We start from the raw sequence: 14,540 nt of genomic DNA, 5'->3' as shown, positions 1-14,540 counted from the left end.
CGCGGCATGTCGCCCAGGAACACGAAGACACCGTCGAGGGCTCCGTGCGCCTGCGCAGCGGCCAGCCCCGCGCGCAGCGAGGTGGCGAGCGCGTCACTGGCCAGGCGCACCGGCTCGACCGGCGGCGTGCCGGGCCAGTCTCCGATGGCGAGCGCGCAATGGGCGACGACGATCACCCGTTCGACCGGTGCGAGGCGCGCGGTGCGGATGGCGTGGAACACCAGCGGTTCGCCCTCGAGCGGAGCGCTCAGCTTGTCGCTGCCAAAGCGGCGGGCGGCGCCAGCCGCCAGCACGATGGCGGCGTAGCGCGCGGCCGGGGGAAGGGGGGCGCTCACGCCCGCTCGCGCGTGGGATTGAGCGCCTGCATGATCTCCGCGAGAATGCCCGTTGCCACTTCCCAGGGCGATTTTCCCAGGCCGCTGATGCCGGGGGACAGGCGCAGGCGGGCGAGGTCCTCGGCGCTGGCCCCGGCGGCTTCGAGCGCGGCAAGGCGGGCCGCGCTGCGCGATTTCGCGCCGATCATGCCGACGTAGCCCGCCTGACCGCGCAGCGCGGCAAGGCAACCGCCCAGGTCATGCTGGTCTTCGTGAGTCGCGCCGAGATAGGCCGTCCAGCGATCGACGCCGAGCGTGGCAAGCGCCTGCGCCGGATCACCGCGCAGATAGCGCGCGACCGGGAACGGCGGGGGGGCGCTCGGGCCATCGGGGCGGATCAGGATCGTCTCGAACTGGCCCATCGCGCCCAGTTGCGCGGCCGCCAGCGCGCCCGGATCGCCGCCCGAGACGATCAGCCGTCGAGGCGGATCGAACCGGCGCGCGAGTGCGAACGGGTCGTTTTGCAGCGCCAGCAGCGGTCCCTCGCCCGTTTCCACGCGGCGGCTCTCGCCATCGCTGATCCACAGGCAGGTCTCGCGCCGGTCGGCGTGGTCGATGAGGGCGGTCGCGGCGGGGCAATCGGGCGCGATGCGTTCGAGCAGGACGTGGAGCGCGCCGCCGCAGCGCAGCCGCAGGTCGATCCACGGGCTGCCGGTGCCGTAGTGCAGGCGGCGCGGATGTCCTTCGGCAAGCACCTGCGCGGCGTGGCTGGCGACATCGCCTTCGATGCAGTCGCCCGAAAAGTAGCCGCTGGCTTCGATCCGGCCCGCCGCGTCGGGCACGAAGAGCATCTGCGCACCGGGGCCGCGCGGGGCGCTTCCCTCGACCTTGTAGAGTGTGGCGAGAGCGGCGGGGCGACCCGTCTCGCGGGCGCTCGACAAGGCCTTGCGGATATCGTCGACCCAGCCGAACATCGGCCAGTCCGCATTCGCAATTTCCGCCGTCATCATGCCGTCTATGCGCCCGTCACGCACCGGAACGTCCCTGGCAGGCGCGCCGCGCACGTCGCGCCCTGTGCCCGATGCGCGGTGGTCAGTTTGCCCGGAAGTCCGGCGTCTCTTGTGTCATCGGGGCGATTACCATGCGATGGAGCAACATGGCAACCTGATCGGCGGTGTACTGGCTGCCGCTCTTGAGCCACCAGGTCAGCACACCGATGGTCGCGCTGATCCCGTGCACGAGGCCGAGTTCGGCAGGCAGCCAGTCGAACGGGGTGGTGAAACCGGCCATGCGTGTGCGCCCCTGGCGCACGAATTCGGCGCGCACGATCGAGGAGGCGCCGCCGGTGAGCAGCGCGGTCCAGACACTGCGATGCAGGTTCACGAAGCCGCACAGCTCGTGGGTCAGCGGCAGGCTGTCCTTCGTGGTGAGCACGGGCAGCGTGCGCAGCAGGAGCCCGTCGATCGCCTCCATCGCGAGGTCCGAAAGCAGGGCTTCCTTGGTCGGGAAATGGCGAAAGAAAGTGGCGTAGCCGGTGCCGGCGCGCGCCGTGATTTCGCGAATGGTCAATTCATCGAACGGCTTCTCGAGGAGCAGCGAGAGCAGGGCACTGTTGAGCGACTTGCGCGAGCGCACCTGCCGGGCATCGGTGGGCGCTTCCTGCTTGAGGGCCGAGAGGTTCTTGTCCATGTCCGGCCCGTAACAGTCGTGCTGCGGACTGTCTAACGATCAGTGTTAACAAAATTTAAAATGCCCATAGCGTGGACATTTCGAAACTTCGCGAGGTCTGCAAGCGTTTGTCGTTCAACGAAACTGGTTAATTCAGGATTGACATTCCGCGCGGCGTTAACCTTCGCCGATGCGATCGGCAAAGAGCAGGCGGCCGCCCGAAAGGTGCCACAGCGCCTGGCTGAAATTTTCGTTGCTCATCGCGAAGCACCCTTCGCTGCGGCCCAGTTTGCCCCACTTGTCGATCATGGTTTCGTCCACGTACCAGGCGGGGTGCATCACGATCGCGCGTTCGAGTGCCAGCGAGTTGTCCGGGTCCAGGCCGACGAGCCGGATCGAGGTGCCGTACTTGCCCTTGTACCACTCGCACGTGAGAAAGGCCCCGCGCGAGGTGGCGAACGAGCCGGGCTGGTTGGAGAAGCTTTGCAGCCAGCCGCTGTGCTGGGGGTCGGAGCCGCGCCCGTGGGCAAGCAGGAACGAGCGCACGGTGCCGTCTTCGAGATTGGCGAAGTGGAGCCGTGGTTTCCACGAGGGCAGTGCGAAATCGGCCAGGCCCACCACGTCCTTGCGCCACACCGCGTTGCCGACCCGCTGGGCCTGCCGCGCGGCGACGTCGAGCAGGCGGCGTTCGTAGGCGGACTGGCCCGAGACCGTGGCCGGTGCGCCGGGCAGGGCCGTGCCGGTGAGCGCGCTGGCCGGAACGGTGGCGCCAGCGGGTGCGGCCGTGCCAAGCGGCGTGTCGATGGCCAGGGCCCGTGCGGGCAGCGCCAGAGCCAGCCCGGCGCCCAGGCTGCCATGGAGAAAGTGTCGTCGGCCCAATCGTGGATTCATGCGGGCAAAATACACCCTTTTGAATGCGAAAACCAGTCTGGAAACAGGCGGATGGGCGGCGCGGCGGGGCGTTTCGTCGCCACCCTCCGCCGCGCCCCGTGGCATCCTGCCGGGCGGCGCGCCCGCGTTCGCAACGGGCTTTTGCGCGCCGTCTGCGCCGCCGCGATCAGGCGTTCGTCGCGCGCTTGAGCGTGGCGTGGGTGCGCATCCAGTCTTCCAGTACGGGCGCGATGCGGTTGCGCCATTTGGAGCCGTTGAAGATGCCGTAGTGCCCGACCGATTCGGCCAGGTAGTACTTCTTCTTGGCCGCGGGCAGGTTGGGCGCGAGGTGGAGCGCCGCGCGGGTCTGGCCGATGCCCGAAATGTCGTCGCGCTCCCCCTCGACCGCGAGCAGCGCGGTGTCGCGGATGGCGCCCAGGTCGATCACTTCGCCGCGATGAACGAACTCGCCCTTGGGCAGCGAGTGCTTCTGGAACACGTGCTCAACCGTCTGGAGGTAGAAATCGGCGGTCATGTCGCACACCGCGCGGTATTCGTCGTAGAACGCCTTGGTCGCCGCCGCGCTTTCGCCGTCGCCTTCGACCATGTGCTTGAACATGCCGTAGTGGCTCATCATGTGGCTGCCCAGGTTCATCGCCATGAACCCGGCAAGCTGGAGGAAGCCTGGATAGACCTGGCGGCCCGCGCCGGGGTAGGTCAGCGGGACAGAGGTCACCACGTTGTGTTCGAACCACGACAGCGGCTGGTTCATGGCCACGTCGTTGACGCTGGTGGGCGCCTCGCGCGTGTCGATCGGGCCGCCCATCATGGTCAGCGTCACGGGGCGGCAGGGGTTCCTGGTCTTGCCCATCACCGCAGCGGCGGCATAGGCCGGGACGGAAGGCTGGCACACCGCCAGGACGTGCGTGTCGGGGCCGATGAATTCGAGGAAATCGATCAGGTAGTCGATGTAGTCGTCGAGATCGAAGCGCCCTTCGGAGGCGGGGACCAGCTTCGCGTCGGCCCAGTCAGTGATGTAGACCACGCTCGACTCGAGCATCCGCGCGACCGTGCCGCGCAGCAGCGTGGCGTAGTGACCGCTCATCGGGGCGACGATGAGCAGGCGCGGAGCGTCGGCGGGAAGGCCGGCGTGTTCGAAACGCAGCAGGTTGGCGAAGGGACGGTGGCGCACGATCGATTCGGTTACGGGGTATTCCTCGTCCCCGACGACGACCGCCTCGATCCCGAAATCGGGTTTGCCGCGCGGCGCGGTGGCGTGCGCGAAGACGTCCAGCGCCGAGGCCATGACCGGACCAAGGCCCATGTAACCCACGGGCAAGGCGGGATTCGTCAGCAGCTCTGCGCCGACCGATGCCCAGGCCGCAGCCCCGCTCATCATGGTGCGCTGCAATTCGTATGCGTTATACAGCAAGTAAATTCTCCTGGCCGCGACCCGCCGCCGCCGCATTCGTTTGCTAACGTATATCTGGTGGCTAAAGCGTGGCCATGCAATGCGGCAATACCGATAAGTCCAAGGTCTAACGGCGATAAGGATGTTGGGGCGGACGGGCCGAGGCGTAGGGCGTTCCGGGCCGATTTTGCCGCTGGGGATGATTGTCGGGGGCTTTGAAGGAGATGCGCAGAGGCGGGGGCGAGGCTCGGCGTCGCCGCCGAGGGACGAGCCTTCCCTTTCCCTTGGCCGCGTGAAATTGTAAGGCCTGCCGCGACGAAGGCCGCAGCGACCCGGTCCAACCTCCAAGAGCGAAGCGCAGGGCATGACACAAACGACAAGCCACACCGTTTTGGACCAGGCCGATCCGGCCAGGGACGAGGTGCCGCAGACGCGCGCCATGCACGGCGAAACCGGAAGCGGCGAGGATGCCGCCGGTGAGGAGGCGCCGGACGCGGCGGTCTTCGGCGAATTGGCCTCCGGCGAAGCGGCGGCACCGGCGCGCAAGCGCAGCCTGCGCCCCCTGGCGATGGTCTGGCGCGAATTGTTCAATTACCCCGGTCGCATGGCGGTGGCGGGCGTGGCGCTGGTCACCGCGGCGCTGGCGACGCTGGCCATCCCCTACGGTTTTCGCGCGGTGATCGACCGGGGCTTCGCGCAAGGCGCGGACCACGGGGCGATCCGCAACTGGTTCCTGATGCTGCTCGGGGTGGTCGTGGTGCTCGCGGTGGCGAGCGCGGTGCGGTTCTATTCGGTGTCCTGGCTGGGCGAGCGGGTGGTCGCCGACATTCGCCTGCGCGCCCAGCGCCATCTGCTCAGCCTGGCGCCGAGCTTCTTCGAATCGAACAGCCCCAAGGAAATCGCCTCGCGCATGACCGCCGACACCGCGATCATCGAGCAGGTGGTGGGCACCACCGTCTCGATCGCGCTGCGCAACACGATCATGGCGATCGGCGGGGTGATCTTCCTCTTCGTGCTGGCGCCGGGGCTGACCGCCTGGCTGCTCATCGCGATCCCGCTGGTGATCGGCCCGATCACCATCTTCAGCCGCCGCCTGCGCGCGATTTCGCGCACCAGCCAGGACCGCGTGGCGGACATCGGCGCGATGACCGCCGAAGTGCTGGGCGCGCTGCGCGTGGTCCAGGCCTTCAACCAGGAAGGGCGCGAGGGGGCGCGCTTCAGCGATGCGGTCGAGCGCACCTTCGATACCGCCCGCACGCGCATCCTGATCCGCTCGGTGATGACCGCGATCCTGATGTTCCTGATCTTCGGTTCGATCACCGTCATCATGTGGCGCGGGGCGATCGGCGTGGCCGAAGGGGCAATCACCGGAGGCACGATCGCGGCCTTCGTGGTAACCTCGGGGATCGTGGCGGGCGCGTTCAGTTCGCTCACCGAAGTCTACGGCAATCTGGTGCGCGGCGCGGGCGCGGCGAGCCGCCTGGCCGAACTGTTGTCCGAGGAGCCCGCCATCCGCGCGCCCGAGCGGCCGCTGGCGCTGCCGGTCCCCCCGCGTGGCAAGATCGCGTTCGAAAACGTCACGTTCCGTTATCCCACCCGGCCCGAAGTCGCCGCGCTGGCCGATTTTACGCTGACCGTCGAACCGGGCGAGACGGTGGCCATCGTCGGGCCTTCGGGGGCGGGCAAGTCGACCCTGTTCCAGCTGGCCGAGCGGTTCTACGATCCGCAGAGCGGGCGGCTCAAGATCGATGGCGTGCCGCTGTCCTCGGCCGATCCGGCCGAAGTGCGCGACCGCATCGCGCTGGTGCCGCAGGAAGGCGTGCTGTTCGGCGCCTCGGCGCGCGACAACTTGCGCTACGGCAAGCCCGATGCCGACGATGCGGCGATCTGGCAGGCCGCGCGCGCGGCCAACGCCGAAGGGTTCCTGCGCGATCTGCCGCAAGGGCTCGACACCTTCCTGGGCGAGGATGGCGCGCGCCTGTCGGGGGGGCAGCGCCAGCGCATCGCGATTGCGCGTGCGCTGCTGCGCGACGCGCCGATCCTGCTGCTCGACGAGGCGACCAGCGCGCTTGACGCCGAAAGCGAGCGTCTGGTGCAGGACGCGCTCGAAACCCTGATGAAGAACCGCACCACGCTGGTCATCGCGCACCGCCTTTCGACCGTGCGCGAGGCGGACCGCATCGTGGTGATGGACGGCGGGCGGATCGTCGAGCAGGGCACCCATGCCAGCCTCAGCCAGGCGGGCGGCCTCTATGCACGGCTCGCCGCCTTGCAGTTCGACGAACGGGCGATAGCGCTCGGCTAACGACATTTCCACGCTGGCCTTGCGCGCGATTGCAATTATGTTTCGCGCCATTGTTCGATCCCGGCCTGGGGTCGATGGACAAGCTCTGTCCCAGCACAAGGAAATACCATGCGCCTATTCAAGGGTCGCGCGCTCGCAGGCGCCGCGAGCGCGACCGTTCTGTTTTTCGCTGTCAGCGCCCCGATCACCGCGCACGCCGACGAGCCCGCCACCACGCCCGCAAGCGCTTCGGCCGACGCACTCCAGCCGTCGAGCGACTGGGGGGACTTCGGCATCCAGACCCAGTGGATGGACACCGCGACCAAGCCGGGCAACGACTTCGACCGTTACGTCAACGGCAAGTGGAACGACACCGTCCAGCTTCCCGCCGACCGCACCCGCTGGGGCTCGTTCCTCGAGCTGAACGAGCTGTCCGAGCAGCGCATGCACGCGATCATGGAGGACCTGCTCAAGACCGACGCGGCGCCCGGCAGCGACGCCGCGCGCGTGGGGGCGGCCTACAAGGCGTTCATGAACGTGGACGCGATCAACGCGGCGGGCCTCGCGCCGGTGCAGCCCTACCTTGCGAAGATCTTCGCGGCGAAGACCGCCAGCGATCTGGCCGTGCTGTTCGCATCGCCCGGCTACGCCTCGCCGATCAGCGCCTATGTCGATGCCGATGGCAAGCAGAGCGACATCTACGCGCTCTACGTCGGTGTCGCGGGGCTGGGGCTGCCCGACCGCACCTATTACCTCAAGAACGATGCGCGCTCGCAGGAACTGCGCGCCAAGTACCACGCCTATCTCGCGCTGCTGCTGGGCAAGGCGGGCTATGCCGATCCCGACCAGGCGGCCACCGCCGTGCTCTCGCTCGAAACCCGCATTGCTCAGGCCGACTGGGACCGCGTGGCCGAGCGTGACGTCGACCTTACCTACAACAAGGTTCCGCTCGACCAGTTCGAGGCGCTCGGAAGCGAAGGCGTGCTGGCGACGTTCTTCAAGACGCTGGGCGCGGACAAGGCGCGCTACGTCCTCGCCAGCGAGATGCCCGCCACTGCGGACGAGCTCAAGAAGGCGGGCATGGATGCGGCCAAGGCGCAGACGCTGATGGGCGGCGGCCTGCCCGAGATCGCCCGGCTGATCGACACGGTGCCGGTTTCGACCTGGCAGGCCTGGCTCGCCGCGCGCTTCCTCAGCAGCCACTCCGCGGTGCTGCCCAAGGCCATCGACGATGCCGCGTTTGCCTTTTACGGCACGACACTGGCCGGTCAGCCGCAGCAGCGTCCGCGCTGGAAGCGCGGCGTGAGCGCGGTCGAGGGGCTGGCGGGCGAGCTGGTCGGCAAGATCTATGCCGCGAAGTACTATCCGCCCGAACAGAAGGCGCGGATGGAGGAGCTGGTCCACAACCTGCGCGCGGCCATGGCGGTGAACCTCAAGGACCTCACCTGGATGAGCGCGGCGACCCGCCAGGAGGCGCAGGCCAAGCTCGACGCCTTCACCACCAAGATCGGCGCGCCCGATCACTTCAAGACTTACGACGGGCTGACTTTCTCGGTCACCGATCCGCTGGGCAACATGATCGCGGCCGATCGCTGGCAGACCGCGTTCGACATGAACCGCATCGGCCAGACCGTCGATCGCAGCGAATGGGCCATGCTGCCCGAGACGGTCAACGCCTACTACAACCCGACGATGAACGAGATCGTCTTCCCGGCCGCCATCCTCCAGCCCCCGTTCTTCAACCTCAGCGCCGATGCGGCGGTCAATTACGGCGCGATCGGCGCGGTGATCGGCCACGAAATGGGCCACGGGTTCGACGATCAGGGCGCCAAGGCCGACGGCAGCGGCAACATGCGCGACTGGTGGACTCCGGCGGACGAGGCCAACTTCAAGAAGCTGCAGGACAAGCTGGCCGCGCAGTACGACGCCTTCTGCCCGTTCGATGACGGCAAGACCTGCGTCAACGGGCGTGCGACGATGGGCGAGAACATCGGCGATCTGGGCGGCCTCAGCCTGGCCTACCGCGCCTACAAGATGTCGCTCGGCGGCAAGGAGGCCCCGGTCATCGACGGCTTCACCGGCGACCAGCGCTTCTTCATGGGCTGGGCGCAGGTGTGGCGCAGCAAGACCCGCGAGGCGCAGGCCCGCCAGCTGCTCAAGACCGACCCGCACTCGCCCCCGCACTATCGCATCGACGGGATCGTTCGCAATTTCGCCGAATGGTACAAGGCGTTCGACGTTAAGCCCGGTGACGCGCTGTATCTGCCGCCCAGCGAGCGGGTACGCATCTGGTAAAACAGGGCCGTTCATCTCAATATTTTGCAATGCAGCACGCGGCGACTTGACTTGTCGTCTGCGTGCTGCATGACCCTGTTTTTGATGGACCTGACCTTTACAGCTATTCTCCTCGGCATCGTCGAGGGGCTCACCGAGTTTCTGCCCGTCTCCTCGACCGGGCACCTCATCCTGGCAACCAAGCTGTTCGGTTACGATGCCGAACAATGGGCGACGTTCAATATCGTGATCCAGCTGGGTGCGATCTTGGCCGTGATCGTCCATTTCTGGCGCACCTTCTGGGCGGTGGCGATGGGGCTGCTCAGGTTGCAGCCGGTGTCGATCCGCTTCGTGCGCAACGTGCTGATCGCCTTCCTGCCTTCGGCTGTGCTGGGCCTGCTGCTCAAGGACTATATCGATCTGCTGCTGGGCGCGCCGGTGGTGGTCGCCTATGCGCTGATCGTGGGCGGCATCGCGATCCTGGCGATCGAGAAGGTGGCCAAGCCGGGGCCGCTGACCGGCGTTGCCGAACTGCCGGTCCACAAGTGCATCGGGGTCGGGCTGGCGCAGTGCCTGGCGATGATTCCGGGCACCAGCCGCTCGGGCGCGACGATCATGGGCGCGCTCGCGATGGGGATCGAACGGCGCACTGCGGCTGAATTCAGCTTCTTCCTGGCGGTTCCCACGATGATGGGGGCGACCACGCTCGAACTGTGGGGCGCGCGCGACGCGCTGATGGCGGGCTCGGGCCCGGTGGGCTGGGGCGAGATCGGGATCGGCTTCTTCGTCTCCTTCGTGGTTGCCCTGGTGGTCATCAAGGCGTTCATGGCGTTCGTCAGCCGTTCGGGCTTCGCGCCCTTTGCCTGGTATCGCATCGTTGCGGGCGCGCTGGCGCTTTATCTGCTGGCCTGATAGCCAGGAGGCATGACCAAGCCGCTCAAGAAGAAGGCCTACGAAGCCGCGCTAGAGCCGATGCAGGAGGAACTGGTCGGCATGGCGCGGTGGGCCAAGGCTACCGGCGCGCGCATCGTGGTCCTGTTCGAAGGGCGCGACACGGCGGGCAAGGGCGGCGCGATCCGCGCCGTCTCGGGCCACCTCAACCCTCGCCAGTGCCGCACCGTGGCGCTGGGCGCGCCCAGCGAGCGCGAGCAGGGCGAGTGGTATTTCCAGCGCTACGTCGAGCATCTGCCGACCCGTGGCGAGATCGTCCTGTTCGACCGTTCGTGGTACAACCGCGCCGGGGTCGAGAAGGTCATGGGCTACGCCACCCGCGCGCAGGTGGAGCAGTTCCTGGCGCAGGTTCCCGCGTTCGAGCGGATGCTCGTCGACGATGGCATCCTGCTCTACAAATACTGGCTGACCTGCGACCAGGAAAAGCAGGAGGAGCGCCTGCGCGAACGGCTCGAGGACCCGCTCAAGCGCTGGAAGCTCTCGCCCGTCGATCTGGCCGCGCGCGATCAGTACAAGGCCTATACCAAGGCGCGCGAGGCGATGCTCGAAGCCTCGCACAGCGCCCACGCGCCCTGGACCCTGGTCGATTTCAACGACCAGCGGCTGGGCCGCCTCACGCTGATTCGCGATCTGCTCGACCGGCTGCCCGATACCCGCGTGGACCCGCCCGAAATGGTGATGGACAAGCTCGACAGGAAGCTCGCGGTGGAAGAATTCGATGTTCTTTCGCCGATTTCATCTTACGAGCTGCCCTGAACGGACAGGTGAGCTTGACTTTGCATGCCCCATGACGCATGGGGCGCAACCTTGAAGGGCGGCGCTCGATAGCCTCCCATCCCTTATCAACGACGATGCCGGCCTGCCGGGCGGCTGAAACGAGAGATTACAGGAAACCGCCATGGCGAAGCCCGCAACTGTCAAGATCCGTCTGGTCTCGACCGCTGACACCGGATTTTTCTACGTCACCAAGAAGAATCCCCGGAACACGACCGAGAAGATGAACTTCCGCAAGTACGATCCCGTCGTGCGCAAGCACGTCGAGTTCAAGGAAGCCAAGATCAAGTAAGGTTCACGGTCGGTTCAAGGCTGTGGGCACAGGAACCCAGTCATGAAGAAACTGACCAAGACCTTTCGAAAGTACACCAGCGCGGCCGTTCCCATCAGCTTGGGAGCGGCCGCGCTTGGCGTTTGTGCCACGCTTGCGCCGCTGCCCGCGGTCGCTGCGGCGGCCAACCCCGCCGATGCCGCCAAGCTCGACCAGGCGGTCGCGGCGCTGCGCGCGATCACCACGATGAAGGCCGATTTCGTCCAGACCGATCGCAACGGACAGAGCGTTTCGGGGCAGCTGACGCTCAAGCGTCCGGGCAAGATTCGCTTCCAGTACGAAAAGTCGGTACCGATGCTGATCGTGGGCGATGGCAGCGCGCTGACCATGATCGACTACGAGGTCAACCAGGTCCAGCGCTGGCCGATCAAGAACAGTCCGCTCGGCGCGCTGCTCGATCCCAGCCGCGACGTGGCCAAGTACGGTACGCTGCGCGACACCGGTAATCCCAACGTGATCGCGGTGGAAGTGCGCGACAGGCAGCACCCTGAATACGGCATTATCACGCTGATCTTCACGCGCAAGGCCGGGGCACCGGGCGGGCTCGAACTGGCCTATTGGGTCGCGCTTGATTCGCAGAACACGCGCACCACCATCCAGCTTACCAACCAGACTTACGGCATGGCGGTGCCCGACAGCACGTTCCGCTGGAAGGACCCGCGCCCGCGCAAGCGCCGCTGAGCGCCACCCCGGTCGCTGGATCGAAACCAGAACGAGANACTTACGGCATGGCGGTGCCCGACAGCACGTTCCGCTGGAAGGACCCGCGCCCGCGCAAGCGCCGCTGAGCGCCACCCCGGTCGCTGGATCGAAACCAGAACGAGAGAACCCGGTCGCTTCGGCCGGGTTTTTTCGTGGCGTTCGCGTGGGACGCGGGGACCTGCGAGAGGGTGAGTCGGCGGGAACGTCGCGAATCACGAGCGCAATTTTCGCGGCGGATGACGTTCGTCGATGGCTCGATGTCGTTGGTCGGGAGAGGTCACGGATCTGCGACAAAGCGCGACATTTTCCTGTCTCCCGTTCACTTAACAGACAGCCACGAGCCCCTACATAGGTCTTGTCAGAACGATCGGAAGCGGGTTTCCCCCCTGTTGCCCATGCTTCCTCAAAAGATCGGCTGACAAGCGTGACGAACGCTGACAGGACCCTCGAGCCTTTGCCCCCGGCTCGAGGGTTTTGTCTTGTCCGGGCCCTGCGAAAGGGGGCGCGCTGGCCTCTGGCCTTTCGCGGGCGGGGTGCCTAAAGCGGACGCCATGAAGATTGCCACCTGGAACATCAACTCGGTTCGCCTGCGGCTGGAGCAAGTCGCGCGTTTTCTCACCGAACAGGCGCCCGACGTGCTGTGCCTGCAGGAGATCAAGGTCGCCGAGCCGCTGTTCCCGCACGCGATGTTCGAGGAACTGGGCTACACCCACCGCGCGATTCACGGCCAGAAGGGCTACCACGGCGTGGCCACGGTCTCCAAAGTCCCCTTCGTCGAGTTCAGCCGGCATGACTGGCAGGACAACGGCGAGGCGCGCCACGTCGGGGTCGATTTCCAGGTTGCGGGCAAGGACCTCGTGCTCGAGAACGTTTACATTCCGGCAGGGGGCGATGTTGCCGACCGCACGGTCAATCCCAAGTTCGGGCAGAAGCTCGACTTCCTCGAACGCATGACCCGCTGGGCGGAAAAGATCGAACGCCCGACGCTCATCGTCGGCGATTTCAATATCGCCCCGCTCGATTGCGACGTCTACGACCACAAGGCGCTGCTTAAGGTCGTCAGCCACACGCCGATCGAGGTCGAGACGCTCAAGCGGTTTCAGGACGCGCACGGCTGGGTCGACCTTGGCCGCCAGTTCATCCCCGCGCCCGAGCGCAACTATTCCTGGTGGTCCTACCGCAGCTACTGGCGGCAGAAGGACCAGGGGCGCCGGCTTGACCATATGTGGGCCTCGCCCGCGCTGGCGCCGCTGGCGCGCGCGCACCACTTCGTGGAGGAAACCCGCAAGTGGGAGCAGCCCAGCGACCATATCCCGCTCGTCACCGAGTTCGCGCTCTGACGATGCCGGGCTTCTCGCCCGCGGCGCGGCGCGTGGCGCTGGCGATCGATGCGCTGCGCCACGGCTGGCCGATCCGCATCGATGAGGCGGTGGTGCTGCTGCCCGCCGAAACCGGCTTTACGCCGGGGCTTACCGCGCCGCGCATGCTGATTTCGGCCGCGCGCGCGGTCACGCTCAAGCTGGCCAACCAGCGCGAGGCGGCCGTGCCCGAAGCGCCGGTGCTGATCCGCGCGGCGCAGCCGTTCGATCTGGAGACCGCGCGCGCGATCGCCGATCCCGCGCTCGACCTGCACTATCCGATGAAGGGGCCGTTCCGCGCCGAGCCGCTCGATGACCCGAAGCGCGCGCGCAGCGCGATGGAACTGGCCCGGCTGGCGGGCATTCTTCCCGCCTTCCTTGTCGCGGCCGAGCCGGTCGAGGGCGCACAGGACGTTGCGAGCGGCGATCTGGCGGCGTGGAAGGACACGGCGCGCCTCTCCATCGCCTCGCGTGCGCGGCTTCCGGTCGAGGCATGCGAGAACGCCGAGATCGTCGCGTTCCGCGCGCTCGACGACTTGCGCGAGCATGTCGCGCTGGTCATCGGCACCCAGTCGGGCGACCGTCCGGCGCTGGTGCGGCTGCATTCCGAATGCCTGACCGGCGATATCCTGGGCTCGCTCAAGTGCGATTGCGGTCCGCAACTCCACGCCGCACTCGCCGCAATGGCCGAGGAAGCGCGGGGCGGCGGCTGGGGCGTGCTGCTGTACCTGCGCCAGGAAGGGCGCGGGATCGGCCTGGTCAACAAGCTGCGCGCCTACCGCCTGCAGGATCAGGGATTCGACACGGTCGATGCCAACAACCGGCTCGGCCTGCCGACCGAAGCGCGTGACTTTCCGGTCGCCGCGCGGATGCTCGAACTGCTGGGCGCGGGGCCGATCCGGCTGATGACCAACAACCCGGCCAAGGTTGCCGCGCTCGAGGGGGTCGGCGTGGAGGTGCTCGAACGGGTCGCGCACAAGCTGCCACCCAATCCGCACAACGCGCGCTATCTCGAAACCAAGCGCACGCGCACCGGCCATATCCTTTGATGGCACGCCCTGTTCGGGCGATTCTTGAACGAGAGCGAGGGCCGGAGCGCAGGCCGCAAGGCGGCGTGGGGGATGCTGCCTTGCGCGGGACGGGGGGGAGCCTGCGCCCCGGCCGGACCGTCAGGCTGCCAGGAGGGACAGGGCAGCCGCGACGGCGGTAACGATGCTCACCAGCAGAACCGCCTTGCCCAGCTTTTCGGGCAAAGTGGCGCCGCCGTGTTCGGCGCGAAAGCGCCGGTACTGCGCGCAGGTGCGTGGGTCGGTGGCCAGCGCACGCTGGTCCGCGCGCGAGGCGACGCGTTCGAGCCAGTTGGCGATGGCATCGGCCTCGTGCGTGGTGACGTGTTCGGGGTAGCGCGACAGCAGCGTCGCGAAATGGGCGCGTTCCTCGGCGGCAACGACGCCAGCGTTATCGATCGGCATGAGAGCAATGGGTCCTGAAACGGGAAACGGCGCGAACGGCGCTTGGGCGCGCGTCGCGGGCGTGGCGGTTTCAGGCGAGCGGTGGGGCCGTGCTGTCGGGCGGGCGGGCAGGATTGGCGGCCAGCGGCGGC

Annotated in this window: 14 protein-coding genes; 8 read left to right on the top strand and 6 right to left on the bottom strand. The window is 67.2% G+C overall.

The genetic code is table 11. The features are described 5' to 3' along the window. The 5 genes from MTR62_RS17080 to MTR62_RS17060 form a co-directional block, all read right to left on the bottom strand. Positions 1 to 335, bottom strand: a 335-nt coding sequence (locus tag MTR62_RS17080; RefSeq protein ID WP_244023167.1) for an NTP transferase domain-containing protein, incomplete at its 3' end; no start/stop codon positions are given. Continuing rightward, on the bottom strand, positions 332 to 1,378 hold the full coding sequence (locus tag MTR62_RS17075; protein WP_244023165.1) for an XdhC family protein: 1,047 nt from the start codon (positions 1,376 to 1,378) through the stop codon (positions 332 to 334). The genes MTR62_RS17080 and MTR62_RS17075, both read right to left, overlap by 4 nt. 28 nt (positions 1,379 to 1,406) lie before the next feature. Continuing rightward, positions 1,407 to 2,003: a TetR/AcrR family transcriptional regulator gene (locus tag MTR62_RS17070; protein WP_244023163.1), complete on the bottom strand. Its 597-nt coding sequence runs from the start codon at positions 2,001 to 2,003 to the stop codon at positions 1,407 to 1,409. 156 nt (positions 2,004 to 2,159) lie between these two features. Next, complete coding sequence (locus tag MTR62_RS17065; protein WP_244023161.1) at positions 2,160 to 2,861, bottom strand: murein L,D-transpeptidase catalytic domain-containing protein; 702 nt, start codon at positions 2,859 to 2,861, stop codon at positions 2,160 to 2,162. A gap of 178 nt (positions 2,862 to 3,039) precedes the next feature. After that, the gene (locus MTR62_RS17060; protein WP_244023159.1) at positions 3,040 to 4,284 is read right to left on the bottom strand and encodes a polyhydroxyalkanoate depolymerase; all 1,245 of its coding nucleotides are present in this window, start codon (positions 4,282 to 4,284) and stop codon (positions 3,040 to 3,042) included. Between the two features lie 343 nt (positions 4,285 to 4,627). Here MTR62_RS17060 and MTR62_RS17055 point away from each other — a divergent pair, with 343 nt between their 5' ends. The 8 genes from MTR62_RS17055 (at position 4,628) to ribA (ending at position 13,986) form a co-directional block, all read left to right on the top strand. Beyond that, positions 4,628 to 6,568, top strand: coding sequence for an ABC transporter transmembrane domain-containing protein (locus MTR62_RS17055; protein ID WP_268739923.1), 1,941 nt, complete (start codon positions 4,628 to 4,630; stop codon positions 6,566 to 6,568). A gap of 108 nt (positions 6,569 to 6,676) precedes the next feature. Next, positions 6,677 to 8,842: a M13 family metallopeptidase gene (locus tag MTR62_RS17050; protein ID WP_244023157.1), complete on the top strand. Its 2,166-nt coding sequence runs from the start codon at positions 6,677 to 6,679 to the stop codon at positions 8,840 to 8,842. Between the two features lie 84 nt (positions 8,843 to 8,926). Beyond that, on the top strand, positions 8,927 to 9,733 hold the full coding sequence (locus tag MTR62_RS17045) for an undecaprenyl-diphosphate phosphatase (protein ID WP_244023168.1): 807 nt from the start codon (positions 8,927 to 8,929) through the stop codon (positions 9,731 to 9,733). 12 nt (positions 9,734 to 9,745) lie between these two features. After that, positions 9,746 to 10,528, top strand: a complete 783-nt coding sequence (gene ppk2 / locus MTR62_RS17040) for a polyphosphate kinase 2 (protein WP_244023155.1) — start codon at positions 9,746 to 9,748, stop codon at positions 10,526 to 10,528. Between the two features lie 142 nt (positions 10,529 to 10,670). Beyond that, the gene (rpmG, locus tag MTR62_RS17035) at positions 10,671 to 10,838 is read left to right on the top strand and encodes a 50S ribosomal protein L33 (protein WP_039391223.1); all 168 of its coding nucleotides are present in this window, start codon (positions 10,671 to 10,673) and stop codon (positions 10,836 to 10,838) included. Positions 10,839 to 10,880: 42 nt separating this feature from the next. Then, positions 10,881 to 11,558, top strand: coding sequence for a LolA family protein (locus MTR62_RS17030; protein ID WP_244023154.1), 678 nt, complete (start codon positions 10,881 to 10,883; stop codon positions 11,556 to 11,558). Between the two features lie 572 nt (positions 11,559 to 12,130). After that, complete coding sequence (gene xth / locus MTR62_RS17025; protein WP_244023152.1) at positions 12,131 to 12,919, top strand: exodeoxyribonuclease III; 789 nt, start codon at positions 12,131 to 12,133, stop codon at positions 12,917 to 12,919. Between the two features lie 2 nt (positions 12,920 to 12,921). Beyond that, positions 12,922 to 13,986 (top strand): GTP cyclohydrolase II, encoded by a 1,065-nt coding sequence (gene ribA, locus MTR62_RS17020; protein ID WP_244023150.1) that lies wholly within the window; start codon positions 12,922 to 12,924, stop codon positions 13,984 to 13,986. A gap of 120 nt (positions 13,987 to 14,106) precedes the next feature. On the opposite strand, the gene MTR62_RS17015 is transcribed toward ribA, so the two are convergent. Then, a partial coding sequence (locus MTR62_RS17015; protein ID WP_244023148.1) for a hypothetical protein occupies positions 14,107 to 14,540 on the bottom strand: 434 nt, incomplete at its 5' end.

The sequence above is a fragment of the Novosphingobium organovorum genome, assembly GCF_022832435.1.
Lineage (GTDB): Bacteria > Pseudomonadota > Alphaproteobacteria > Sphingomonadales > Sphingomonadaceae > Novosphingobium > Novosphingobium organovorum.
The sequence above is the reverse complement of the archived record's forward strand: the minus strand, read 5'-3'. Positions and strand labels throughout refer to the sequence as shown.